The 20,336-nt window shown below is 61.6% G+C and carries 21 protein-coding genes; 8 read left to right on the forward strand and 13 right to left on the reverse strand.

The window, feature by feature from the left end; translation table 11 throughout:
• Positions 1-5: 5 nt before the first annotated feature.
• The 3 genes from MUO32_RS25490 to MUO32_RS25500 are packed head-to-tail and all read left to right on the forward strand — an operon-like array spanning position 6 to position 2,182.
• Positions 6-683 (forward strand): amino acid ABC transporter permease, encoded by a 678-nt coding sequence (locus MUO32_RS25490; RefSeq protein WP_257951183.1) that lies wholly within the window; start codon positions 6-8, stop codon positions 681-683.
• Positions 684-707: 24 nt separating this feature from the next.
• Positions 708-1,448: an amino acid ABC transporter ATP-binding protein gene (locus MUO32_RS25495; protein WP_257951184.1), complete on the forward strand. Its 741-nt coding sequence runs from the start codon at positions 708-710 to the stop codon at positions 1,446-1,448.
• An 11-nt stretch (positions 1,449-1,459) separates the two neighbouring features.
• The gene (locus MUO32_RS25500) at positions 1,460-2,182 is read left to right on the forward strand and encodes an MBL fold metallo-hydrolase (RefSeq protein WP_257951185.1); all 723 of its coding nucleotides are present in this window, start codon (positions 1,460-1,462) and stop codon (positions 2,180-2,182) included.
• Between the two features lie 240 nt (positions 2,183-2,422).
• On the opposite strand, the gene MUO32_RS25505 is transcribed toward MUO32_RS25500, so the two are convergent.
• The 4 genes from MUO32_RS25505 to MUO32_RS25520 all read right to left on the reverse strand — a co-directional run bounded on the left by MUO32_RS25505 (position 2,423) and on the right by MUO32_RS25520 (position 5,966).
• Positions 2,423-3,268 (reverse strand): transporter substrate-binding domain-containing protein, encoded by an 846-nt coding sequence (locus tag MUO32_RS25505; protein ID WP_257951186.1) that lies wholly within the window; start codon positions 3,266-3,268, stop codon positions 2,423-2,425.
• Positions 3,269-3,506: 238 nt separating this feature from the next.
• The gene (locus tag MUO32_RS25510; protein ID WP_257951266.1) at positions 3,507-4,346 is read right to left on the reverse strand and encodes a polysaccharide deacetylase; all 840 of its coding nucleotides are present in this window, start codon (positions 4,344-4,346) and stop codon (positions 3,507-3,509) included.
• Positions 4,347-4,405: 59 nt separating this feature from the next.
• Positions 4,406-5,173 (reverse strand): SDR family NAD(P)-dependent oxidoreductase, encoded by a 768-nt coding sequence (locus tag MUO32_RS25515; RefSeq protein ID WP_257951187.1) that lies wholly within the window; start codon positions 5,171-5,173, stop codon positions 4,406-4,408.
• A 1-nt stretch (position 5,174) separates the two neighbouring features.
• Positions 5,175-5,966: an IclR family transcriptional regulator gene (locus MUO32_RS25520; protein ID WP_257951188.1), complete on the reverse strand. Its 792-nt coding sequence runs from the start codon at positions 5,964-5,966 to the stop codon at positions 5,175-5,177.
• An 82-nt stretch (positions 5,967-6,048) separates the two neighbouring features.
• Here MUO32_RS25520 and MUO32_RS25525 point away from each other — a divergent pair, with 82 nt between their 5' ends.
• From MUO32_RS25525 to MUO32_RS25545, 5 genes are read left to right on the forward strand one after another with little or no spacing between them, the layout of a single operon-like run.
• Positions 6,049-6,798 carry an SDR family NAD(P)-dependent oxidoreductase gene (locus MUO32_RS25525; RefSeq protein WP_257951189.1) on the forward strand — a complete coding sequence of 250 codons (750 nt, stop codon included), beginning with the start codon at positions 6,049-6,051 and terminating at the stop codon, positions 6,796-6,798.
• Positions 6,799-6,832: 34 nt separating this feature from the next.
• Positions 6,833-7,552 carry an ABC transporter permease gene (locus MUO32_RS25530; RefSeq protein ID WP_257951190.1) on the forward strand — a complete coding sequence of 240 codons (720 nt, stop codon included), beginning with the start codon at positions 6,833-6,835 and terminating at the stop codon, positions 7,550-7,552.
• Complete coding sequence (locus MUO32_RS25535) at positions 7,552-8,271, forward strand: ABC transporter permease (RefSeq protein ID WP_257951191.1); 720 nt, start codon at positions 7,552-7,554, stop codon at positions 8,269-8,271. Before MUO32_RS25530 ends, MUO32_RS25535 begins: the two co-directional genes overlap by 1 nt.
• A 14-nt stretch (positions 8,272-8,285) precedes the next feature.
• On the forward strand, positions 8,286-9,053 hold the full coding sequence (locus MUO32_RS25540; protein WP_257951192.1) for an ABC transporter ATP-binding protein: 768 nt from the start codon (positions 8,286-8,288) through the stop codon (positions 9,051-9,053).
• Between the two features lie 16 nt (positions 9,054-9,069).
• Entirely contained in the window at positions 9,070-10,230 is a 1,161-nt protein-coding gene (locus tag MUO32_RS25545; protein WP_257951193.1) for a M20 family metallopeptidase, read from the forward strand.
• A 33-nt stretch (positions 10,231-10,263) separates the two neighbouring features.
• Here MUO32_RS25545 and MUO32_RS25550 read toward each other — a convergent pair whose 3' ends face one another.
• The 9 genes from MUO32_RS25550 to MUO32_RS25590 form a co-directional block, all read right to left on the reverse strand.
• On the reverse strand, positions 10,264-11,376 hold the full coding sequence (locus tag MUO32_RS25550) for an oxidoreductase (protein WP_257951194.1): 1,113 nt from the start codon (positions 11,374-11,376) through the stop codon (positions 10,264-10,266).
• 1,148 nt (positions 11,377-12,524) lie between these two features.
• Positions 12,525-13,778 (reverse strand): M20 family metallo-hydrolase, encoded by a 1,254-nt coding sequence (locus MUO32_RS25555; RefSeq protein WP_257951195.1) that lies wholly within the window; start codon positions 13,776-13,778, stop codon positions 12,525-12,527.
• Positions 13,779-13,846: 68 nt separating this feature from the next.
• Positions 13,847-15,346, reverse strand: coding sequence for an aldehyde dehydrogenase family protein (locus MUO32_RS25560; protein WP_257951196.1), 1,500 nt, complete (start codon positions 15,344-15,346; stop codon positions 13,847-13,849).
• Positions 15,347-15,371: 25 nt separating this feature from the next.
• Positions 15,372-15,671 (reverse strand): putative quinol monooxygenase, encoded by a 300-nt coding sequence (locus MUO32_RS25565; protein WP_257951197.1) that lies wholly within the window; start codon positions 15,669-15,671, stop codon positions 15,372-15,374.
• Positions 15,672-15,701: 30 nt separating this feature from the next.
• Positions 15,702-16,415 (reverse strand): ABC transporter ATP-binding protein, encoded by a 714-nt coding sequence (locus MUO32_RS25570; protein WP_257951198.1) that lies wholly within the window; start codon positions 16,413-16,415, stop codon positions 15,702-15,704.
• A complete protein-coding gene (locus MUO32_RS25575) occupies positions 16,405-17,127 on the reverse strand; it encodes an ABC transporter ATP-binding protein (protein WP_257951199.1) in 723 nt (240 codons plus the stop codon). The genes MUO32_RS25570 and MUO32_RS25575 overlap by 11 nt, the downstream gene beginning before the upstream one ends.
• Positions 17,124-18,155: a branched-chain amino acid ABC transporter permease gene (locus MUO32_RS25580; protein WP_257951200.1), complete on the reverse strand. Its 1,032-nt coding sequence runs from the start codon at positions 18,153-18,155 to the stop codon at positions 17,124-17,126. The genes MUO32_RS25575 and MUO32_RS25580 overlap by 4 nt, the downstream gene beginning before the upstream one ends.
• Positions 18,152-19,018, reverse strand: coding sequence for a branched-chain amino acid ABC transporter permease (locus MUO32_RS25585; protein WP_257951201.1), 867 nt, complete (start codon positions 19,016-19,018; stop codon positions 18,152-18,154). Before MUO32_RS25585 ends, MUO32_RS25580 begins: the two co-directional genes overlap by 4 nt.
• A gap of 66 nt (positions 19,019-19,084) precedes the next feature.
• The gene (locus MUO32_RS25590) at positions 19,085-20,302 is read right to left on the reverse strand and encodes an ABC transporter substrate-binding protein (RefSeq protein ID WP_257951202.1); all 1,218 of its coding nucleotides are present in this window, start codon (positions 20,300-20,302) and stop codon (positions 19,085-19,087) included.
• Positions 20,303-20,336 lie beyond the last annotated feature (34 nt).

Below are 20,336 nucleotides of genomic sequence, written 5' to 3' on the forward strand. Positions count from 1 at the left end.
CTCCGTTGTTCCAGCTCGACCTCTTCCTGCAGGCGATCTTCAGTGCCCCCCTTTTCAAGGGGGCACTCCTGACCATCGGCCTCTCTCTCTGCGTCATGGCTGTGTCGCTCGTGCTCGGCATGGGGCTCGGCTCCATGGCGGGCTCGCCACGGCGCTCCGTCCGGTGGCTGGTGACGCTCTATGTCTGGCTGTTCCGCGGCGCACCTGCACTCCTTGTGCTGCTGTTCGTGTGGAACGGTCTGCCGCAGATATCCGAAGTCTTCCGCGCCAGCTGGTTCACGCCCTTCGTTGCGGCCTTCCTGGCGCTGTCGCTGATCCAAATCGCTTATCTGGCGGAAATCCTGCGCAGCGCCTTTGCCGCGGTTGGGCGTGGGCAGCAAGAGGGTGCGGCCGCGCTCGGCATGCATCGCTGGCAGATTTTTCTGGTTATCACCATGCCTCAGGCGCTCCGGATCGCGGTTCCCGCGCTGATGAACGAATTCATCTCGCTTCTGAAGACCACGTCGCTTGCGACCGTGATCTCACTCAAGGAGCTGATGACGGTCTCGCAGTTTGCGATCGCCACGAGCTTCCGGTTCCTCGAATGGTATGGTGCAGCCCTCGTCTATTATCTCGTCATCGTCTCGGTGCTGACGCTCGCCCAGAACCGCATCGAACATGTGCTGTCGCGCGGCTATCGCTGATCGCCGTAAACCCACGGGTTGGAAATGAACACGCAAACCGCAATTCAGGTCGCCGGCGTCAACAAGTGGTATGGCGCTTTCCAGGTCCTCAAGGGCATCGATCTTACCGTGAACAAGGGCGAGCGCATCGTCATTTGCGGTCCGTCCGGCTCCGGAAAATCGACGCTGATCCGCTGTATGAACCGTCTGGAAGTGCATCAGGAAGGCTCGATTACCGTCAGCGGCATCGAGCTCACCAACCAGCTCAAGCGCATTGATCGCGTGCGAAGCGACGTCGGCATGGTCTTTCAGCACTTCAACCTGTTTCCGCACCTGACGGTTCTGGAAAACTGCACGGTCGCCCAGCGCTGGGTGCGCAAGCTGCCGAAGAAGCAGGCGATCGAGATTGCCATGAAATATCTCGAACGCGTGCACATTCCGGAAAAGGCCGACAAATATCCGGGCCAGCTTTCCGGCGGCCAGCAGCAGCGCGTTGCCATCGCGCGCGCCCTTTGCATGAATCCCAGCATCATGCTGTTCGATGAGCCGACCTCGGCCCTCGATCCCGAAATGGTCAAAGAGGTGCTGGATACGATGATCTCGCTTGCCGCCGACGGCATGACGATGGTCTGCGTCACCCACGAAATGAATTTCGCGCGCGAGGTCGCCAGCGAAGTGGTCTTCATGGATGGTGGCCAGATCATCGAGCGCAACAGTCCCGACATCCTGTTCTCCGCGCCGACACATGAGCGCACGAAGCGCTTCCTCGGCAAGCTGCTGCATTGAGCGAGGCCATCTTGAACAACACGGACTGGTTTTCCAAGGAAACGATCTCGGGCGGGTTGACCCGCATCTATGAGCCGTATGTCCACAAATTCTTCCGGGCCAACATGTACCATGTCGTCGGCCAGGACGCCGACCTGGTCATCGATTTCGGTATGGGCCTCGCCAATCTCAGGAGCGAGTTGCACATCCCGCCTGGCAAGCCAGTCCTCGCGGTTGCGACCCATGTTCACGTTGATCACGCCGGTTCTTTTCATGAGTTCGAGACCCGGCTGGGTCACGAAGCCGAGGCGGCCGCCTTCGCGCGCATGCCCGACGCCGATACGCTGGCTGATTATTTTCGTACGCAGCCCGAGGCACTCACGAAAGCGCCGCCCATGGGGACAACACCGGAAACCTACATGATGTCTCCGGCGCCGCTGACCACGATCCTAGCGGAGAACGATATCGTCGACATCGGCAATGCCCGCTACAAGATACTGCATCTTCCGGGCCACTCCCCTGGATCCATCGGCCTTCTTGATGAGAAGACGGGGACGTTTTTCAGCGGGGACGCGATCTACGAAGGCGGCTTGGTGGATGATTTGCCAGGATGCGATGTCGAAGCCTACAAGACGACCATGGAACGCATGCTGCAGCTCGATGTTCGCACCGTCTATGGCGGTCATGGAGCAGCGCTCGGAAAGACCCGGCTACAGGAGATTGCCAAGGCTTATCTGGCCTCGAAGGGGCTCTGAAAGAGTGCCACTGCCCGAGCAGGCAACTTCCGAAGCTTTGGCGCCAACGGCTACGGCGCGGCCGAGAATATTCCTCACACTCCGATTGCATTGCGAGAACAAGCATATCGCGTCGGCTATCAGCGTACCCCTTCGAGAGCTTGCCAGCTTGGTACGCGCAGTAATCCTTAAAAACCCAAACGAAACAACCCCGCTTTCGGGCGGGGTTGATGCAGGGCGTACAGCTTGTAAAGGTGTGGATCAGCCCTTGGGGCTCAGGTCCACCTTGAACCACTTCTTCGACAATTCGGCGAGCGTGCCATCCGTGGCCATTTCGCCAAGCGCCTTGTTGAGTATGGCCTGAAGCTCCGGCTCTTCCTTGCGGATGCCGATGCAAACATTGGTTGCCTGAACGCCGCCGACGAGGAGCGGGCCGCTGGTCGTCAGCGTGCCTTTGCTGGCTTCGGCGCGGTCACGGGCAAACACGACATTGTCGAACTGGCCGTCAAGGCGACCGCCTTCGATGTCGAGCTGAACCTGTTCGGACGACTTGTAGGTCTTGACGTCGACGACGTCGCCGAAGTTCTGCTCAACGAATTTCAGCTGGCTGGTGGAAAGCGAGGCGCCAAGCGTCATACCCTTCAGCACCTCCTTGATTTCCGCGATGGCCTTCTGGCCTTCCTCGGTATCGGTGTTCAGGTGCTCGCCCGTGTGCGGCAGCTTCGTCAGCGGGCCGTCTGCGGCCACCAGGAACGTATTTGGCGTGATGACGTAGGGATCGGAGAAGTCGATGACCTTGCGGCGCTCTTCGTTCGGCCCCATCGTCAACACGACGTCGAACTTGCCGGACAGAAGCGAGGGAATCTGGCTGTCCCAATCCTGCGCAACGATGGTGCATTCGAGTTCAGCGCGCTTGCAGACCTCATTGATCACGTCGAGGTCAAGGCCCTGAAGCTCGCCATTGGCCGTGGTGGAATTGAAAGGCGGAAACGCCCCTTCGACGCCGACGGTTACTTTCTTCCAATCCTTGGCGAGCGCGGCGCCTCCGAGAAGCACCGAGAATGCGCAGAGCGCCGTGGCTGCAGCGAGAGCGGATTTCTTGAACATGGTTCCCTCATTCTTATTGGGTCGGGTTGTGGATGTCGGCGGCCCGAACCTTGGAATAGTCCCGTCCGGCGTCTGACTGCGGATTAGTCTGTACCCGCCAATCGTCGCTGAAAAGAGGAATGGCGTTCATGTATGTGAATCTTGTTCAGGAAATAGACGAGCATCCAGCCCCAAAAGGGGAGGGCCCGGCGCATCGAAACGCGCCGGGTCTGGGCCGTAGGGAGGGAGCCCGCTCCGTTCAGGAGCAGACGGATTTTGCGTGGGTCACGACATCCGCATGCGTTGCGAACCAGATGCCCTGTCTCGTCTGAATGTGCCCGATCAGTTCCTTCAGGATCCACAGCCGGCTGCGGTGCCCGATGATGTCGGGGTGCATCGTCAGCTGGAAAAGGCCACCTTCTTCATAGGCTTCGTCGAATTCCCGCATGAAGATCTTGAGAATGTCGTGAGGCGCGATCTGGGGCCGGAGGCCGCCCCAGCGGTCCATGATCAGATAGGCGGCGTCGTCGCGGATCCATTCGACCGGCAGTTCGATCACGCCTGACGGCGCGCCGTCCAGCAGGAGTTCGTAACAGTCCACGTCCGCCATCAGGGAGGAGTCGTAGAGCAGACCCATCTCGGCGGTGATCTTCAACGTGTTCTCGCTGAAGTCCCAGGACGGCGTGCGGATACCGACCGGGCGGACGCCGGTGATCTGCTCCAGCGTGTCGGCGGCGCGGTGTTGAAGGTCCCGTTCCGTCGCCTCGTCCAGCAGCGTGTTTCGCTCGTGAATCCAGCCATGCAGGCCGATTTCATGGCCTTCGGCGATTAGTGCACGCTGTTCGTCCGGATAGTGCAGGGCGGTGATGGCCGGTACGAAGAAGGTTGCCGGAATGGATTTTTCGGCGAGCAGGCTGCGGATGCGCGGGATGCCTTGCCGAGGACCGAAATGGCCTTGCGAAAGCGCGGATATGGACTTGCCGCCATCACGCAGCTCGAACGTGTCGTGGTCGGAATCGAAAGAGAGCGCGACCGCGCATTTCGCACCGCCCGGCCAGGCGGCGGGCTTGAGGCTGCGTCCCGCGCGGGCGCGGTTCATCAGGCCCTGCAGGCGCTCTTCTGGCCAGGTCCAGGTCGGAAGGACTGTGTTTGCGGCGCTCACGAGACCGGCCCTCCGCTGACCGAAAGTGTCTGGCCGGTAATCCAACTCGCGAAGGGGGAGGCGAGGAAGAGGACGGCGTTCGAGATGTCGTCCGGTAGGCCGATACGGCGCAGCGGGATCTGGTCGAGCATGGCCTGCTGGCCTTCATCGCCATAGGAGGCCCACTGGCGCTCGTAGTCGGGGCTGGTGCGCAGGAAGCCGGGGGCGACCGCATTGACATTGATGCCGAACGGGCCGAGCTCGTGGGCGAGCTGGCGGGCAAGGCTTATGAGGGCGGCTTTCGCGCTCGCATAGGCCTGGATACCCGTCAGGCTGACGCCGAGGCCGGCGCCGCTGGAAATAAACACCATCTTGCCGGCGCCACGCGCTTTCATGGCGGGAACGACGGCGCGAGCGACCAGGAAGGCGCCGCGCACGTTGACGTCGTAAATGCTGTCCCAGTCGGCTGCGGGAACGGTCTCGACCGGCTGACGCTTCTGCCCCAGCACGCCGCCTGCGACATGGACGAAGATATCGAAATCGCCCCCCTGTTCGGCCACGAGCGCCGCAATGCCGTCTTCATCGGTCACGTCCAGCCGGGCGGCGACGATCGAACCGCCGCGCTTGGCGATCGTGCTGTCCTGGAGCGGTTCGAGCTCGGCCAGATTGACGTCCGTCGCCACGACGGCAGCGCCATCGGCTGCAAAGGCCTCGCAGATGGCGCGTCCGATACCGCGGGCCGCGCCTGTGACGAGCACGCGCTTTCCTTCGAATTGAATATCCATATCACTGACTTTCCGTGTTTGGGCCTTTGTAGCCGAGCCGGTAGCTGAGTTCGTCCGCATTGCGGATGACGGCCGCGATCATCCTGTCGCGGCTCGCATCGAAACGTGCCGTGACGGTCGCGATGTTGAGAGCGGCGATGACCTCGCCTGTCGCGTCGCGCACTGGTGCGGCAACGCCGGATCCGCCGGCGACCGCCTCCTGGTCGCTGATCGCATAGCCGTTCTGGCGCGCCGTCTCGATGATCCTGCGGATCTGCACCCGGTCGATCACCGTATGATCGGTGATCTGGACGATGCGTTCGCGAGCGAGATAGGCGGCCGTCTTTTCCGGCTTCCAGTAGCCGAGCAGCACGCGCCCCATGGCGGTGCAGAAGGAGGCGTCCGATCCGGTCAGGTCGGAATCGAAGCGCACCAGCTGGTGGCTGACGCTCTTGGCGAGGAGCTTGATGCGACCATCGCGGCGACGGGCGCCGAGAAAGACGGTTTCACCCTCGGCATCACGTAGCGCATCCATGATTGGCTGGGCCGTCGCGATCAGCTGCGCGTCGCGCCCGCTCGACCAGCCCGGCCCGTTCCGGAAAGCCTCGTGGATGCGGTAGGCCTCGGATTCGTCGCGCGTGACATAGGCGCGGGACACGAGTGTCGCGAGCAGATTGAACGTGCTGCTCTTGGGGTATCCCAGTTCCGAGACGATCATTTTCAGGGTGAGCGGCTTCTGCGCACGGGCAAGAAGTTCGAGCATCTCCAGAACGCGAACGGCGGACTTCACTTCAGAGTCGTTGCTTGTGTTCATATATGTGAACCAAATTCTCATTGAAGAATATGAGGGCAGCCATACCATGTTCCAGAAATTTTGAAAAGGAGCAGTTTGAGACATGAGTGCACAAGAGAAAGTCGCAATCGTCACCGGCGGCGCGCGCGGAATCGGCAAGGCGTGTGCCATGGATCTGGCGCGAGCGGGCTATGCGCTTGTTCTGGTCGACCTTCTGGAAAAGGAACTCGCCGAGACGGCGGCGCTGATTTCGGCTGAGGGGCGCAAGGTGCTGACATTCGTTGCCGACGTTTCGAGCCATCAGCGTGCCGGCGAGGTTGTCGCGCAGACGATCGAGACTTTTGGTCGGATCGATTTTCTCCTCAACAATGCCGGGCGCTCGGCTCCCGTCGGCATTCTGGAAATCTCCGAGGACGAGTTCGACCGCGCAATCGCGATCAACCTGAAGAGCTGTTTCAATTACATCCAGCACACCGCACCCCACATGCTCCAGCAGGGCAGCGGGCGCATCGTCTCCATGTCGTCGCTGAACGCGTTGTCGGGTGGCGTGACGGCAGCCGTCAGCCGCTTCGCCTATGCCGCCGCCAAGGCCGGTATTCTCGGCATGACGCGCGCGCTCGCGAAGGAACTTGGCCCCGTCATTGCGATCAATGCTATATGCCCGGGTGTGATCCGCACCGAAATTGACACGAACGTCACCGACCGTGCCGAAGAGGTGACCAAGGGCATCGCGCTCGGCCGGCTCGGCTGCGCCGATGACGTGGCGCGGCTCGTGACATTCCTCGCAACCTCGGAACCGTGCTTCATGACCGGCCAGACGCTAACGGTCGACGGCTTCCAGTTCAACGTCTGAGCCGCCAGGCCGGTTTTGGAAGGACAGGGCAGAGATGACGGAGCTATTGCAACTGGTGAGTTTCGGTCCCGGCGGCTGGGGCCTTGCCTTGCTCACCGCCGCCTTGATGACCGTTGCCGTGGCGGCGTGCGGCTTTCTGATAGGCGGTGTTATCGGCGCCGTCATCGCCTGGGGCAAGCTGGCCGGCAACCTGCCGGTCCGCTTCTCCGCGGATGCCTATACGACCGTCCTGCGGGGTATACCGGATCTGCTGGTGATCTATCTCTTCTACTTCGGCGGCAGCATGGCCGTGACGGCGCTCTTCAACGTGTGGGGTGAGACCGGCTTCGTCGGCGTGCCGCCCTTTGCTGCGGGTGCAACGGCCATCGGCGTCGTTTCCGGTGCGTACCAGGCCGAGGTGTTCCGTGGTGCTTTCCGGGTGCTGGCAAAGGGTGAAATCGAGGCCGGCAAGGCGGCGGGCATGAGTCCGTTCCTGCTGTTTCGCCGCATCATCGCGCCGCAGGTTTTTCGCCACGCGCTGCCAGGCATCGGCAATGTGTGGCAGATGGCCCTGAAAGAATCGGCGCTGATTTCCGTCACCGGTCTGGTGGAACTGCTCCGCCAGTCGCAGATCGCTGCGGGCTCGACCCGCAAGCCGTTCGAGTTCTATCTCATTGCCGGGGCCATTTTCCTCGTCATTACGTGGCTTTCACAGCGGGTGTTTTCATGGCTTGAGAAACGTGCGCGCCGCAGCATGGCTGGAGGTCTTGCCTGATGGATCCGCGTTTCGTCTATGACAGCTTTGTCCAGCTTCTCGCCGGTGTGCCGCTGACGCTCGAGCTGACCGCCTTTGCCTTCGCCCTCGGCTTGCTTCTGGCGGTGCTGATCGCGCTGATGCAGATTTCCGGGCTCAGGATCCTGCGCATTCCGGCCGGCGCCTATGTTTTCGCCATTCGTGGCACGCCGCTGCTCGTCCAGATCTTCCTGATCTACTACGGTCTCGGCCAGTTCCGGCCGACCCTGCAGAGCCTCGGGCTCTGGCAGTTCTTCCGCGAAGCCTATTGGTGCGGCATTCTTGCGCTGTCGCTGAACAGCGCGGCCTATGGCAGCGAAGTGCTGCGGGGCGGCCTCCAGTCGGTCTCCAAGCGCGAAATCGAGGCGGGCCGTGCCTGCGGCATGTCCGGCCTTCTGCTCTACCGGCGGATCATCCTGCCGCTGGCGCTGCGTCAGTCGCTGCCGGCCTATGGCAACGAGCTGATCCTGATGGTCAAGGCGACGTCGCTCGTCTCGATCATCACCATGATGGAAGTCACCGGCATTGCGGCACGGCTGATTTCCGAGACGTACCGGCCGGTGGAGGTCTTCATCGCCGCGGGCACGATCTATCTCATCATCAATTTCCTGCTGACGCGTGCCGTTTCGATGCTGGACTGGTGGCTGACGCCCCATCTGCGCGGCATGTCGACGATCGGCAAAGCGGAGCAAGCCAAATGATTGAAGGGGCGGCCATGCAACCCGTTATCTCCCTGCGCAACCTGCGCAAAAGCTTCGGGGCACTCGAAGTCCTCAAGGGCATCTCGCTCGATGCGCACAAGGGCGACGTCATCGCGATCCTCGGCTCCTCCGGCTCCGGCAAGAGCACGATGCTGCGCTGTATCAACATGCTGGAAATCCCGACGGCCGGCGAGGTCGTGGTGACCGGGGAAAGCGTGAAGCTCAAGAAGCAGGGCGATGGTCTCGCCATTGCCGACCGTCGGCAGATCGACGGCATCCGGGCGCGGGCCGCGATGGTCTTTCAGAGCTTCAATCTCTGGTCTCATATGACGATCCTCGAAAATCTTGTCGAGGCGCCGATCCACGTCCAGCGCCGGCCAAGGGCGGAATGCATCGCTGAAGCGATGGCGCTGCTCGAGAAGGTCGGCATTGCCGACAAACGGGATGCCTATCCGGCCCATCTTTCCGGTGGCCAGCAGCAGCGCGCGGCGATCGCCAGGGCGCTCGCCATGCATCCGCAGGTCATGCTGTTTGACGAGCCGACGTCGGCGCTGGATCCTGAGCGTGTCGGTGAGGTTCTGGCTGTGATGCGTGCCCTTGCCAACGAGGGACGGACGATGTTGCTGGTGACGCACGAGATCGCGTTCGCGCGGGATGTCGCAACCCGCGTCGTCTTCCTGCATGAGGGCCTCATCGAGGAGGACGGTCCCGCGGACGAGGTTTTCCGCAATCCGAAGTCGGAGCGGTTCCGCAAGTTCATTTCCAACACGCAGCATCGCTGAGGTATGGGGCACGTCGATGAGCGCACGGCACGCCGAGATCCTGCAATGGATATCCTCACGCCAGAACGACATGGTCTGCCTGCTGTCGACCCTCGTGAATGTCGATTCCGGATCCTATGACAAGGAGGGCGTCGATGCTGTCGGAGCACATCTGTCGCGCTTCTTCGCGAAGCACGACCTTCAGACGGCTGTGCGTCCGGTCGAGCATTTCGGCGATACGCTTCTCGTCGGCACGGCGGCGGTCCGGCGCGGTGCGGGCCGGCACAACATCCTGCTGATGGGACATCGCGACACCGTTTTCGGCAAGGGCGAGGCTGCGCGCCGCCCTTTCCACATCGAAAACGGTCGCGCCTATGGTCCGGGTGTCGCCGACATGAAGGCGGGCCTGGTCATGAATGCGTTCGTCCTCGTGGCGTTTCAGAAATTCGCGCCCGATGTGCCTCTGCTCGTGATGCTGACGGGAGACGAGGAGATCGGTTCCCAGGCGTCGCTGGCGCATATTGAGGAGGAGGCCCGCTTTGCCCGCGCCGTCTTCAATGCCGAGCCGGCGCGCCCGACGGGCAATTTCGTCAGCGGCCGCAAGGGCGGCTTCACCTATCGTTTCGAGATCAGCGGCAAGGCCGCGCATGCCGGCGTCAACTTCACGGAGGGCGCCAGCGCAATCGGCGAACTGGCGCACAAGATCACGGCACTGCATGCCCTGACCGACGTGCAACAGGGCATCACTCTGAACGTGGGACTTGCAAGCGGCGGCTCTTCCTCCAATACGGTGGCGGCCAAGGCCGCCGGTGAAGTCGATGTCCGCTTCGTCGATGGCCGGCAGCGCGATCGCCTGATTGCCGATATCGAGGCTATTCTCGAATGCTCGACGGTTCCGGGGACGACGACCGTATTCGGGCGTCAGAGTGAATCCCTGCCGCTTGCCCCGACACCGGAAAACGCCGCACTTTCCGACATCTATCGCCAGGCAGCAGCCTCCCTTGGCGTCGAGGTATCCGGTGAATTCACCGGCGGGTGCGCGGATTCCGGCATTGCTTCCAGCGCCGGGGCACCGACGGTCTGCGCGACAGGGCCGGTCGGCGGCAAGGCGCATACGGAGGACGAATACATCCTCGTCGAGACGCTTTCGCAGCGCGCGGCCATTGTGGCGGCATCGATCCTCCGATTGCCCGGCTGACGGTAGCGCCCGCGGCCGGGCGCCTCGTCCGTTTCAGGCCCTGCGGCGTTGCACGCCGCTCCACTCTCCCGGGGCCGCCCATGCATAGGGCGAGGGGTAGGGTAGCGTGATGCCCAGATCGAAGGCGGCATGCCAGCCCCAGCGCGGGTCGTCGAGAAACGCGCGGCCGATGGCGACCTGATCTGCCTGGCCACTCGCGATGATGTCGTTTGCCTGCTGCGATCCGGTAATCATGCCGACCGCGCGTGTCGTGATACCGCTTTCGCGGCGAACGGCCTCGGCAAGTGAGGGATGCTCGTCTTCGGCATTGGCAACCGTCGGATTGCTGACGGGGATGCCGCTGGAGGTTACACAGGCATAGTCGATGCCGATGGCTTTCAACTGCGTTGCGAGGGTTGCCGCGTCAGCGATCGTCAGGCCATCCTGCGCCCAGTCGCTGCCGGTGATCCGCGCGCCGACCGCAATGTTGCCTGCGGCATCGCGGACGGTTCGGGCAATGTGCAGCGGAAAGGCCATTCGCCGCTGCGCATCACCGCCCCACGCGTCCTGGCGCCTGTTGGAAAGCGGCGAGTGGAACTGGTGCAGCAGATAGCCGTGGGCGACGTGGATCTCGATGACCTTGATACCGAGCCGTATGGCTCGTGCGGCCGCATTGCGGAAGTCGTCGGCGATCTGATCGAGATCATCCCCACGCGCCGCTTGCGGAGCAGCCCAGCCCTCGCGATGCGCGATTTCGGATGGAGCCAGCGTTTGCCAGGCATCGCTGCCGGAAAGGCTTCCGCCCGGCGTTTCCCATGGACGATGGGCCGAACCCTTGCGGCCGGCATGCGACAGCTGGATACCGAATTCGGTGCCCGGAAGCGCCACGCGGCGCGCCTGATCCAGTACGGCGGCCAAAGCGTCTTCGGCGGCATCGGAATAGAGGCCGAGGCAGCCATGCGTGATCCGCCCTCGGCGCGACACTGCCGTCGCCTCGATCATGACGAGGCCGGCACCCGACATGGCCAGCGACATGAGATGTTGCGTATGCCAGGCCGACGCGCATCCATCATTGGCCATATACTGGCACATCGGCGCAACGGCGATCCGGTTCGGCAGGAGCACCGGGCCGAGGTGGAGAGGCGTGAAAAGCGGCGTAACGGACATGGAGATTCACTTGCAGTGGGCGGCCGCTTCGCAGCATGCCGGACGGATCGGAAGCCCGACCAAAGACGAACCGCGCACCTCTTGGCAACCGGAATCCCGTTCACATGCTAAAACGATCTCCTGTGGACGCATTTGCCGCCGACGAGCACGTTGTCGGCCTTTCCACACACGATATTTCCGTGTCGTAGAGAATGCAGACTGTTGCTGAAGACATAACCCAGTGTGCTCACCGCAGCCTTGGCAAGAGTTCAAACTAGATCATCTAAAGCCTGTGCGAGAAGAGCAAGCCAGACCGATGATGAGTTCCCGTCGGCCCTGCGCACTGACAGAGCCTGACGGATCTCTCTCCGTTGTCGACAACGCTAGTCGCCGCCCCTCCCGAGGCCCGATGGGCCGTCGAGTCGTCCAGCCGTCGCGGCCAATGCCTGGATTGCATCCATAGCCGTCGCCAATCCTTGCATCAAAAGCGCAGTGTCACGTTTGCTGGACCCGCCAAGTTCTTGTGCTCTCACTCGTAAATCCCTGCTGGCGGCGTTGAGGCTGGCGATAAGGTCGTCATTCATCTCTGTCTCCTTGGTCTCGGTTGGCGAGTAGGGAGAACGTTCGGCGTCGGAGGGCGTTCCATCCGCCGCGGATTCGGCCGGATGGAAAACAACGTGTCAAAGCCACTGCCACGCCATCCAGAAGCAAGCGTAGGCGATGACGCCAATAACAAAAAGCAGAGCGATCTGCCGAGCCATGACGTAGCATTTCTCCATTTCGGATGGGAACAGGATGCGACCAGCGGGCGAAGGAGTCGATGGGAAATGTCATCACGCTGCCTCGCTCGCCAGCTCCTCTATGATGGCAACTCGGAGAAGGTGGTGGGATGTCCGGCTGAATGCGCCAGACATCGGCGCGAAACTTCGGCGACCTTTCCCATCCCCACAACGGCTGCCCGGTTTCGCTCGGCCGGCTGCCTTGCGGCGTCTGGGTCCATGCAATTCCCAGTGCCGTACAGGCCTTCTATCAGGCTGCCGGCTTTCTGCCTTCTCCCTCCGATCCAAGATGCTGATGATCGGGTTGGCGGCCTCAACAGCGCGCTTTCGGTTTTCGAGGCCGTTACAGAAAGTTCTATAGGAACCAAGGTGCCGAGAGTTGGTGCTCCATCAACGCCGATCGAGGCTCTGGCGATCTTTAAATACTTGATGGGGGCGGTGCGAAATGACACTTTCCAGCAGTATCTGAGCTCCCAGGGCGCAATGGTCTTTCTCCGCGCTTTCAGCAGGGTTGTGGCTAAGGCCATCCCTGCACGGAATGAAGATCATCGCTGTCGGCGCGACGCGCGAGACATAGACCGAATCGTGTCCTGCGCCGGAGACGATCTCTCGTCTACTGGCTCCCAGCCGCTCCGCAGCACACCGAACTGTTTCGATGCAGCCGGGGTTGAAATGCACGGCCGGGCTGTTCCAAACCGTCTGGAGCTGGGCGCGATCACCACACCGCTTGCGGATGAGGTCTGCCACGCTTGTCTCCAGTTGGTCGAGCCCGTCATCCGTAACGTGACGCAAATCAAGGCTGATGGTTACGTTCCCGGGAATAACGTTTCGGGAAGGTGCGCCGATCGAAAGCTGTCCGGTCGTCGCCATCCCGCCCAGCTCGCGGGCAATCTCCTGTGCGCCAAGGACAATCGCGGCGGCATCAGCGAGCGCATCGCAGCGCATGTCCATCGGCGTAGAGCCGGCATGCGCTTCCCGGCCGGTAATGGCTAGATCGTACCAGCGCATCGCCTGAACGCCCGTCACCACGCCGATCTCGACATTTTCCCGCTCCAGAACCGGTCCCTGCTCGATATGCAGTTCGAACATGGCGGCAAAACGGGTTTCCCCCAACGGCGTTTCTCCACGATAACCGATCTTCCCGATCGCTTCGGCGAGGGATACGCCGTCGGCGTCGAGCCGGCTCTCCGCGAAAGCCATATCGAAAACGCCCGAATGCACGCCGGAGCCGAGCATGGCGGGTGCAAAACGCGAACCTTCTTCGTTTGTCCAGTTGACCAGCATCAGGGGATGCTCGGTTTTGTGACCGGCGTCGTGCAGCGTTCGAAGGACTTCGAGCCCGGCGAGAACGCCGAGAATCCCGTCGAACTTGCCGCCGGTCGGCTGGGTATCGAGGTGACTGCCCATGTCGATCGGCAGCGCATGTTCATTGATGCCGGGCCGCGCCGCAAACATGTTGCCGACCGCGTCGACTTTGATGCTACAGCCGATGGCCTCGCATTGTCTGCGAAACCAGTCGCGAACCTGCCGGTCCTCCTGCGAAAGGGTAAGGCGGCGGATGCCGCCGTCTGGCGTTGCGCCTAAAGCGGCGGTTTCCATGATCGTCTGCCAGAGGCGGTCGCTGTCGATCGTCAGATTGTGCATGCGTCTTCGTTTCTTCTCGCATTGCCGCGTTGTCGGCGTGGCGGCAAAGCCGGCACGCCGAAGGCTGGTTAGAGTGCGATGCCAACCGATTTGACTTCGGTGTAGAGAAGGATGGCCTCATACCCCTGTTCGCGGCCCCAACCGGACTGGTTGAAGCCGCCGAAGGGGAGGGCGGGGTCGATGACGTGGTGGGTATTGACCCCGATCGTTCCCGCCTTCAGCTTTTTTGCAACTTTGTGTGCACGGCTGACGTCGCGCGTGAAGACGCTGCCTGCCAATCCATAGATCGAGTTGTTGGCTTCCTTTACGATGGCGTCGATACCGTCATCGTCGAAGGTGGCAACGACGAGAACCGGCCCGAAGATTTCCTCTTTTACCACGGACATGTCGGAGGTGGTTTCGGTCAGGATCGTGGGTTCGAGGAAGTATCCTTCCGAGCCGGCGCGGTTGCCGCCGCAGTAGAGCTTGGCGCCTTCTTCAAGACCGGCTTTCACATAGGCGCTGACGCGGTCAAACTGCTCCTGCGAAACCAGCGGTCCGATCTGGGTTTTCGGGTCGAGACCGACGCCGATAGACATGGATTCGGCGAAGGTCTTCAGACCGGTCAGGATGGTGTCGGCGATGTCCTTGTGAACGTAGAGGCGGGTTCCGGCCGTGCAGGTCTGGCCCATATTGTAGAAGATGCCATAGGCAATGGCGGGGATCGCAACGGCCGGGTCGGCATCGGCAAAAACGATCATCGGCGATTTTCCGCCGAGTTCGAGCGAAACCTTCTTCAAGTTACCCTTGGCTGCGTCGAGAATCTTCTTGCCGACCTCGGTGGAGCCGGTGAAGGCAACCTTGTCTACATCGGGATGGGCAGCAAGAGCGGCACCAGCCGTTTCGCCATAACCCGTCACGACGTTGAAAACACCAGCGGGGAAACCCGCTTCTTCAACCAGTTCGGCAAGCCGGAGAGCTGTCAGCGGCGTCTGCTCGGCCGGCTTCAGAACGATGGTGCAGCCCGCGGCAAGCGCCGGGGCCACTTTCCAGATGGCCATCATGAAGGAGAAATTCCACGGGACGATCTGTCCGCAAACGCCCACCGGTTCCCGCAGCGTATAGGCGTGGAACGGCGCGCCGGCCGACAACGGAATGGTCTGTCCGCAGATTTTGGTGCTCCAGCCCGCCATGTACCGCAGCAGTTCATAGGAAAATGCGACATCGCCGTTTCGAGCGTCCGTGACCGGCTTTCCGTTGTCCAGCGCCTCCAGTTCCGCCAGCTCGTCCGCATGCTTTTCCACGAGATCGCCGAGCCTCCAGACGAGCTTTCCACGGCCTGCCGGTGTCATGTCGGCCCATGGTCCGCCATCGAAAGCCCGGCGGGCGGCGGCGACGGCAAGGTCGATATCTGCAGCCTTGCCTTCCGGAACACGATCGAACACCGTGCCGGTTGCGGGATCGATAACCTCGATGGTCCCGCCTTCTGCGGCAGGAACCCAGTTGCCATCTATGTAGAGCTTCTTTTCCTTTGCCACGAAATGGGCTGCATCGGCGCCGAGACGCTTGAGAGTTACGGGTGCGTTCATGATCCTATGTTCCCTTTGTTGATCTTCAGGCCTTGGCGGAAATCTCGTTGGCGGTGATCAGGATGACGTCACCATCCAGGATCGGCTTTGCGATACCGAAGAAGCGGGCAACGACGTCGGAATTGTTGTGGAGGTCCATTGCAGCGCGATCGGTGAAGCGCTCGTAGGTGGCGAATAAACAAGGATCCTGCGCATCCTGGGAAATATGGAAGCCGACCGTATTGGGTTCGTTGGCGCGGACATGCTCCGCAACTTCAAGCAGGGCTTGCGCCATAGTCTGCTCATAGCCCTTGCGGACGCGGATGACGGCGGTGATGGTGATCATAGTGACCTCGTTTCTGGCTGTTGAAGGGCATCAGGCGGGCAGGATGTCGCCCGCCAGATCGGCGTCGTGCAGTTTGGCGGGATCGACTTCGCCGGAGAGCTGCCCACGCTTGATGACCAGGACGCGGGTGGCGAGATCGCTGATGAATTCGAGGTTCTGCTCCACGAGCAGGATTGAAAGGTTGCGCGAGCGTGCAAGCGCCTTCAGCGTGTCCTTCATCTCCTCGATAATGGAGGGCTGAATGCCCTCGGTTGGCTCATCGAGCAGGACCAGCTTCGGGTCGGCGCACAGGCAGCGCGCAAGAGCGAGGATTTGCTGCTCGCCGCCTGATAGAACCCCGCCGGCCCGCGACAGGATCGGCTTCAGCCGGGGAAGGTCCTCGATGACCTGATCGATGATCGCCTTTGCCTGTTTCGAACTTTGTTGGGCGGCACCGACGCGCAGATTGTCCATCACGGAGAGCGCCGGAAAAATCTGGCGCCCCTGCGGGACATAGCCGATACCGGCGCGGGAACGGGCGGCGGGCGAAGCCCTCGTCATGTCGCGGCCGGCGAAGCTGATGCTGCCGCCGGTCGGCGTGATGTGACCCATCAGCGTGCGCAGCAGCGTGGATTTCCCCATGCCGTTGTGGCCGAGAATGCCGACGAACTCACCTGCTGCTATCGAAAGGCTGATCCCGAAAAGGATCGGAATGCGGCCATAGCCGGATTGAAGGTTGTCTACGGTAAGGAGTTCAGGGGACATGTTTTTTTCCCAGATAGACATCCCGAACGAGCTGGTTGGCGAGGATGCTTTCAACATGGCCCTCAGCGAGGATACGGCCTTGATGGAAGACCGTGACCTGATCAGCGATCATGCGGATGAAGTGCATGTCGTGCTCCACGACAACGACGGTATGGGTGCGGTTGACGTCGCGGATGATGGAAGCCAGGCGTTCGACTTCGCCGTCGGTCATTCCGGCCGCCGGTTCGTCGAGCAGCACGAGGTCGGGATCGCTGGCGACGACCATCGCCAGTTCGACGAGCTGGCGTTGCCCGTGGGCCATGCGTCCGAGGATATGGTCGCTGAGGGATGATATGCCCACGCGCTCCATCACATCGGCGATCTTCTCCTTCCTGATGGGGGCGCTCTGAACCGTGCGCAGGGCAAGCCAGAGGTTCTCATGGGCGGTGAGGCCGTCGAACAGGCTGGGCACCTGGGTCTTCACCCCGATGCCGGCACGGGCGATGTCATGCCGCTCCTTGCCTGCGATATCGTTGCCCTTGAACAGGATATGGCCGCGGGTTGGTTTGTAGGTGCCGGTGAGGCAGCGGAAGAATGTGCTCTTGCCAGCACCGTTCGGGCCGAGAAGGCAGCGGAGTTCGCCTTTCTTCAGGCGAAAGTCGACGCCATCGAGCGCCTTCACGCCCCCGAAATGCATGGCGACATCCTGCGCCTCGAGAAGATAATCGTTCATCGTGCCACCTTTTCAAGCGTGCGGGATTGACGCGTCGGGGTAGCAATCCAGGCATGGAGTGCAGCCAATGCTGGCTGAATGCCGCCTGGCACGAAGACCACGAACACGACGAGAACCGTTCCGAGGACGATGTTGGGATCAACAATGCCGAGCTTGCCGAGCGCCGCCGTTGCGATCTGCAGCGCGAAGCAGGCTGCGACGGGGCCGAAGAGCGTGCCAAGACCGCCAACCACGACCCAGATCAGAACCTGTGCCGCCATGGAAAGGCTGAACATGGTGGGACTGACAAATACGGAGTTGGCAAACAGCAGGCCGGCGAGCCCGGCAATGCCCGCGGAGATGACAAAGACTGCAAGCTTCAGACGTTTGGCGTTGTAGCCGAGCAGTTCCGCTCGCATCTCGTTCTCGCGAACGGCGATCACGGCGCGGCCGAAGCGGGTGACGATCAGCACCTTGCAGAGCGCATAGGTCACAAACAGCATGATCGCAGCGAGCATGAACATCTGCGCAGGCGATAGCGGGACGCCGGAGAACGGCACTGTCAAAAGCGGCGTGTTGGGAATGCCGTTGAAACCGCCCAGCCGTGCCTCGCCGATCCGCCAGGCATCCCCGCCGGTGCTGTTGATGAGCTTGAACAGGATGAGCGTTACCGTGAGCGTGATGACGCCGAGATAGACATCGCTGAGGCGTCCGTAGAACAGGAAATAGCCAAGGCCGGCGGCAAACAGAGCGGGGATCACGATGGCAAAAGCCGCCGCCAGCGTCGTGTCACCAAAGTTGATGGCGGCGATGGCGTAGGCATAGGCGCCGAGCCCGAAGAACGCAGATTGGCCGAAGCAGAGAATGCCGCCGTAACCCCAGAGAAGCGCAAGGCTCAGGGCAAAAACACCCATCGACATGTAAAGCGTGACGTTGATCAGCGTGTAGAGCGGGGCAAAGCTTGGGAGAATGATGATGGCTGCGAGCATGGCGATGGCTGCAAGCGCAATATGGATGCTGCCAGCGCGGGAGAAAGTTGAGAACGTCATGGTGCCCCCTTGAAAATGCGACCGGTGATGCCTGTCGGCAGGAGGCGCAGGAAGATGGTGGCGGCCAGAAGCAGCGCGACGTCGCCGAGAACCGGGGTTGTGACGAAGGTCGAGACCGTGTTGATGCTGCCAAGCAGCGTCGAGCTCAGGGCCGTGCCTGTGATGACACTGGCGCCGCCGGTAATAACGGTGATGAAGGCTTTCGCGATATAGGCGACGCCCATGGTCGGCAGCACCCCGGAAATCGGTGCCAGCAGCCCGCCTGCCAGGCCGCTGAGGGCAGAGCCGATCGCAAAGGTAATGGCGTAGACACGGGAGGGCTCGATGCCGAGCGACGAGGCCATTTCCCGGTTCTGCATGGTTGCGCGCGCAATGAGCCCCGCGCGGGTGAAGCGCAACACGGCGTAGCCACCTGCAAAGACGACCAGAACGATGCCGGCCAGTACGAAATCATAGGCACCGAGGCTGTAGTCTCCGATGCGAAAACTTCCGACCGGAGCGGCAATGCCGACGACGCGATTGCCGAAGAAGGTGGTGGCAAGCCCGATGAGCAGGAGGCTCAGCCCCCAACTCGCCAGCATCGTATCGACCATGCGGCCATAGAGGCGGCGCATTACCAGTCGCTCTATGACCACGCCAAGCACCGCGATGCTCAGCGGGGCGATGACAAGCATCGCGAGCCAGATGTTGATGCCGGCCTGCACGCTGAAGATCGCGGCAAAGCCGCCGAGCATGATGAATTCGCCATGGGCGAGGTTGATCACCCGCATCATGCCGAAAATGACGGCAAGCCCGACGCTGATAAGCGCGAGATTGCCCACCGCTCCAACAATCTGGAGCAGCACAACAAGAAAATAGTCCACTGGATTTATCCCATGCGGGCTCCCGGTGCGCGGCCTGCCACGCGCCGGGAGGCGATGCGTCAGCGCTTACTGGATGACGTATTGCTGGTTGTCGTTCGGGTTGGCGACCAGATCGCAGACGGCTGCGGTATCGGCGGGCGGCTGGTTCGCGAAGCTTTCGAGGATTTCGAAGCTATGGTCCTTTGCCCGGCCGATATGCACGTCGGTGGCGCAATGGTGCGTCTTGGGGTCGATCGTCGAAGGGCCGCCGGGTCCATTGACCGTCGAGCCACTCTCTATGGCTTCGATGACGGCCATTCGGTCGAGCGAGTTGGCCTTCTTGACGCCGTTTGCCCAATGGTGGACGGCGTTGTAGGTCGCCGAGGCGTGCTCCGTTACGTAAGGCGCCTTGTCGCCAAACTTCTCGTGATAACGCTTTACGAAGGCCTCGTTTGCCGGTGACTTGATTTCCTGGAAGTAGCCGAAGGCGGCCATGACGCCGTCGGATTCAGCGGGCGTAAGGACGATATGCTCGTTGCCGCCGCCGAAGGAGGTGGAGACGATCGGTATCTGGCCAGCCATGCCCGCGGCTGCCCACTGGCGGAAGAAGGACATGTGGTTGCCGCCCACCAGCAGCGTGTAGATGACATCGGGCTTCTCGCGCTGGATCTTCTGGATCGCCGCGCTGAAATCGGTAACATCGAGTGGGAAGAATTCGGCCGCAATCACTTCGCCGCCGGCCTGGGCGGTGTAGTCGCGAACCCACTTGGTGGAAATCTGGCCGTAATTGTAGTCGGCGGCCAAAACATAGACCTTCTTGCCGAAATTCTTGACAGCAAAGGGCATCAGCTGGCCGATGGTCTGCGAAGGCGTCGAGCCCGTCAGGAAGGTGTTGCGATCGCAAACGCCACCTTCGTAGAGCGGCGAGTAAAAATAGAGCGTCTGGTAGCGGCTGAGGATCGGGCGGATGGCTTCGCGGGATGCGCTGGTAATGCCGCCAAACACGGTTGCAGCCTGAAGGCTTGTCGCTGCTTCAGTGGCAAACTGTGTGTAGAGCTGGATATTGGACTGCGGATCGTATTTCTGAACCTTGATCTGGCGACCAAGCAGGCCACCAGCTTCATTGAGCTCGGAAACGGCAAGATCGAGGCAGGCATCAATCGGCTGGCCGTAGATTTCGAGGCCGCCGGAGAGATCATAGATGCTTGCGATCGTGATGTCGTCAGCTGCGAAGCCGCGATTGACCCAAGGCGCAGTCAAGGCCACGGCCGTACCGCCGAGAAACAGGCGTCTGCTGATTTTCATGAGTTCACCCTCTTTTTATAGATCCAAATGGACG

This window comes from Shinella sp. CPCC 101442 (assembly GCF_024704725.1).
In the GTDB taxonomy this organism is placed as follows: Bacteria; Pseudomonadota; Alphaproteobacteria; order Rhizobiales; family Rhizobiaceae; genus Shinella.

Excerpts from the sequence above, each read along its gene's own strand:
- MUO32_RS25545 (WP_257951193.1), top strand. The coding sequence starts at position 9,070 with ATGAGCGCACGGCACGCCGAGATCCTGCAATGGATATCCTCACGCCAG.
- MUO32_RS25540 (WP_257951192.1), top strand. The coding sequence starts at position 8,286 with ATGCAACCCGTTATCTCCCTGCGCAACCTGCGCAAAAGCTTCGGGGCA.
- MUO32_RS25495 (WP_257951184.1), top strand. The coding sequence starts at position 708 with ATGAACACGCAAACCGCAATTCAGGTCGCCGGCGTCAACAAGTGGTAT.
- MUO32_RS25550 (WP_257951194.1), bottom strand. The coding sequence starts at position 11,376 with ATGTCCGTTACGCCGCTTTTCACGCCTCTCCACCTCGGCCCGGTGCTC.
- MUO32_RS25575 (WP_257951199.1), bottom strand. The coding sequence starts at position 17,127 with ATGAACGATTATCTTCTCGAGGCGCAGGATGTCGCCATGCATTTCGGG.
- MUO32_RS25565 (WP_257951197.1), bottom strand. The coding sequence starts at position 15,671 with ATGATCACCATCACCGCCGTCATCCGCGTCCGCAAGGGCTATGAGCAG.
- MUO32_RS25520 (WP_257951188.1), bottom strand. The coding sequence starts at position 5,966 with ATGAACACAAGCAACGACTCTGAAGTGAAGTCCGCCGTTCGCGTTCTG.
- MUO32_RS25580 (WP_257951200.1), bottom strand. The coding sequence starts at position 18,155 with ATGACGTTCTCAACTTTCTCCCGCGCTGGCAGCATCCATATTGCGCTT.
- MUO32_RS25510 (WP_257951266.1), bottom strand. The coding sequence starts at position 4,346 with ATGAACCGCGCCCGCGCGGGACGCAGCCTCAAGCCCGCCGCCTGGCCG.
- MUO32_RS25590 (WP_257951202.1), bottom strand. The coding sequence starts at position 20,302 with ATGAAAATCAGCAGACGCCTGTTTCTCGGCGGTACGGCCGTGGCCTTG.
- MUO32_RS25560 (WP_257951196.1), bottom strand. The coding sequence starts at position 15,346 with ATGAACGCACCCGTAACTCTCAAGCGTCTCGGCGCCGATGCAGCCCAT.
- MUO32_RS25515 (WP_257951187.1), bottom strand. The coding sequence starts at position 5,173 with ATGGATATTCAATTCGAAGGAAAGCGCGTGCTCGTCACAGGCGCGGCC.
- MUO32_RS25530 (WP_257951190.1), top strand. The coding sequence starts at position 6,833 with ATGACGGAGCTATTGCAACTGGTGAGTTTCGGTCCCGGCGGCTGGGGC.
- MUO32_RS25525 (WP_257951189.1), top strand. The coding sequence starts at position 6,049 with ATGAGTGCACAAGAGAAAGTCGCAATCGTCACCGGCGGCGCGCGCGGA.
- MUO32_RS25555 (WP_257951195.1), bottom strand. The coding sequence starts at position 13,778 with ATGCACAATCTGACGATCGACAGCGACCGCCTCTGGCAGACGATCATG.
- MUO32_RS25505 (WP_257951186.1), bottom strand. The coding sequence starts at position 3,268 with ATGTTCAAGAAATCCGCTCTCGCTGCAGCCACGGCGCTCTGCGCATTC.
- MUO32_RS25570 (WP_257951198.1), bottom strand. The coding sequence starts at position 16,415 with ATGTCCCCTGAACTCCTTACCGTAGACAACCTTCAATCCGGCTATGGC.
- MUO32_RS25535 (WP_257951191.1), top strand. The coding sequence starts at position 7,552 with ATGGATCCGCGTTTCGTCTATGACAGCTTTGTCCAGCTTCTCGCCGGT.